Raw genomic sequence first — 3,152 nt, 5'->3', positions numbered from 1 at the left:
TTGACCGCATTTACCGGCGTAGATAGTCAAAATCTACCAGATGTTATGGTAAGTGTTCAATTTATTCTTGCAATTGGCGAATTTTAAAAAGTTAAAAAATGGTTTATAATGTGGAGGTAAGTAATAAATAATTGAGTAGAGGAACTATCATGGCAAAATACGAATTTAAGTCCAGTCCAATCGATTTAGTCAACCCAAGCTACGACTTGGTGGTTATCGGGGCCGGTGGTACCGGTTTGTCTGCTGCCTTGCAGGCACATGAACTCGGCGTCAGCGTGGCTGTTTTTGAAAAGAACGAAGTTTTGGGCGGGAACACCAGCAAGGCTTCATCAGGGATGAACGCGGCTGAATCCCTGGTTCAATTCAAGCACGGCATCATCGACAACAAGGCCGACTTTTACCAGGAAACCCTTAAGGGCGGCGGCAACTTGAACGATGAAGCAATGCTGAGCTACTTCGTTGACCACGCTGCTTTGGCAATCGACTGGCTGAAGCAATATGGCGTTGAGCTGGATGACTTGACGATTACCGGGGGGATGAGCAAGAAGCGGGCCCACCGGCCAGCATCTATGGCGCCAGTTGGCGGTTACTTGATCACTGGCCTTTTGAAGAGCATTGAAGCAGCCCGGATTCCAGTCTTCAACAAGACCAAGGTTGTTAAGCTTTTGCAAGACGAAAAGGGCAAGGTAACTGGCATCGACATTGTTGGCCCAGACGGCCGCCGGAAAGTTATGGCCAAGGCTGTTATCCTGGCAACTGGTGGTTTCGGCGCTTCTAAGGAAATCATTAAGAAGTACCGGCCAGACCTGGAAGGCTACAAGACGACCAACCAAGCCGGCGCTACTGGTGACGGCCTGATCCTGGGTGAAGAAGCCGGGGCAGAATTGGTGCAAATGGACTTCATCCAAGTTCACCCAACCGCGCAAACTGATGGTGAAAAGACCTTCTTGATCGGGGAAGCTGTCCGGGGCGAAGGCGCTATTTTGGTCAACAAGGCCGGCCAGCGTTTCATCAACGAACTGGACACCCGGAAGGTTGTTTCAGCAGCCATCACTGGCTTGAATGAAGACGGTGCCTACCTCATCTTTGACCAAGGCGTCCGTGACCACGTTAAGGCAGTTGAATTTTACGACCACATCGGCCTGGTAGAACATGGGGCTACTTTGGAAGAACTGGCTGGCAAGATCGGCGTTGACGCTGCTGGTCTTGAAGCAACTGTTGCCAGCTGGAACGAAGCAGTCAAGGGCCAAGACGACCAAGCCTTTGGCCGGACTACCGGGATGGACCGCGACATTTCAGTTGCGCCGTACTTTGCTATCCACATTCACCCAGCCATCCACTACACGATGGGTGGTCTGCACATCAACCCTGAAACCCAGGTTTTGGGCAAGGACGACAAGGTGATTGAAGGCCTCTACGCCGCTGGTGAAGTTTCCGGGGGTCTGCATGGCAACAACCGGATCGGCGGTAACTCAGTTGCTGAAACTGTAGTCTTTGGCCGGCAAGCTGGTATTCAAGCAAGCAAGTTCGTGCGCGGCGAAAACTAAGCTGAAAAGAACAAGTTACAAAAGAATACTATTTTAGACAGCAGCTCTCAGGCTGCTGTCTTTTTTTACCAAAAATTAGCAAATTAAAGTTCACTCTTTATCATAAAGGAAAACTGTTGAAACCGCTTTATGATAATTGATGTGATGATGAAAGGAAGAGATCATAAGTACACGGGAACGCTATCAGCAGAGTGAACTGGTCAAGGCGAACAGCAAGTTCAGCCGGGTCCGGGCGACTATTGAATCAGCTTTTTACGGCAACAATGTCCATGAAGTCAAGAGTGTAGCGGAAGCATATGAACTGGCCAAGCGCCAGCCTGGAGTAATTGAGACTGACCTGCCGATCCTGCACACCAGTGATTTGGGTCTGCCGGTCGGGGCCAAGCAATTGGTTTACAACCACGGCAAGATTTTGGGCCGGACGGCATCAGCCCGGCACTTTGTCGATGATTCAGAGGAAGACGCGACTGCTTTAACCAACAGGTTGTATGAAGACATTTATGCCGGCCATAAGCAGAAGTATTTGAAGACGACGGTACTGGTTGGGCTGGACCCGTCCTTTAGCTTAAAGGCCCACTTGATGCTACCGGAGGACCAGGCCTTCAACCTGCTCAGCTACATGCTCAACTTTCGCTTTTTTGATGAAAAGGCGGCTGAGATGTACGGGGAAATCCAAGCTTTATGATGAAAGGGGACTTGTACTTCTCTTTGCCGCCGGTATTGAAGGTGACTGATCCAGTTTTGACATGAACACTTTGGTCATCGAACCATTTGCTGATCCCTTCAGAGCTTACCCAGTTGGGGGCGACTATGGCGACTTCAAGGAGCTTTTTACCAAGCGGGGAGCGGAATGCTACGTTTTAAACACGGATGCCTTCTGCGGGAAAAACATTCCTAAGGAACTGACTTTAGAGATCATTGAAAAGCTGGTGGATGATACTGACCAGTGGCAGGCCTTTGGCGATTTTGCCGGAGTCAGCTACATGCCGCTTGCTGACGATCCGGTTGACCTGGACTCTGCTGAATACAAGCAGAATCTCAGAGCACGGATGCAGGACCGGCTGGACTGGCTGAACATGTACAACGGTGAGCATCCAAAGACGCCGCTGCCAGAAGAAGCCAAGGAATGCTTAGAGAAAATCGTTAGTGAACTGAAGTAAGAGTCTATCTATATTAGGCAAATAGCAGCCAATCTTTGAACAGACCTTAGGGTCTTTTTTTATTTTGAAAAAGAAAATAGAAAAAGTTTTATCTTTTTTGCCATCAGAAATAGAGATAATCCGAACTATCGATTCTTTAAAAAATAATTCCTGCGGAAAGAAAAAACAAAAGAAAGAGTACGCAAGTTTGCTTTTATTACAACGGTCCCTGGTGAACCGGGCATAAAACGAATAAAAAAGCAAATTTGACGAATCAGAAAAAGCTAGTATACTAATATTTGTTGCCGCGTGAGACAAGCAAGTCTCGCGGAGGTAAAAAGAAAATATCAAAAACTTGTTGACAAGAAGTCAACAAGCGAGTAAAATATAAAACGTTGCGTCACTTGACGCAAGTTGGTACTTTGAAAACTGAACAAAGTTTCGCAGTGTGCGGGTCAAACATTGT

The 3,152-nt window shown here is 47.9% G+C and carries 1 protein-coding gene and 1 pseudogene; both read left to right on the top strand.

The window, feature by feature from the left end:
- Window positions 1–149 precede the first annotated feature (149 nt).
- Window positions 150–1,547: a flavocytochrome c gene (locus FD23_RS08375; protein ID WP_052933621.1), complete on the top strand. Its 1,398-nt coding sequence runs from the start codon at window positions 150–152 to the stop codon at window positions 1,545–1,547.
- Between the two features lie 163 nt (window positions 1,548–1,710).
- Window positions 1,711–2,707, top strand: a pseudogene (locus tag FD23_RS09515) (hypothetical protein).
- Window positions 2,708–3,152 lie beyond the last annotated feature (445 nt).

Source organism: Lactobacillus delbrueckii subsp. delbrueckii DSM 20074 = JCM 1012 (genome assembly GCF_001433875.1).
GTDB classification, from domain to species: Bacteria; Bacillota; Bacilli; order Lactobacillales; family Lactobacillaceae; genus Lactobacillus; species Lactobacillus delbrueckii.
Note: the sequence above shows the minus strand (reverse complement) of the source record. Positions and strands in the feature narration are given on the sequence as shown.

What these genes read in the sequence shown, in the direction of transcription:
- FD23_RS08375 (WP_052933621.1), top strand. Translation starts at nt 150, where the DNA reads ATGGCAAAATACGAATTTAAGTCCAGTCCAATCGATTTAGTCAACCCA.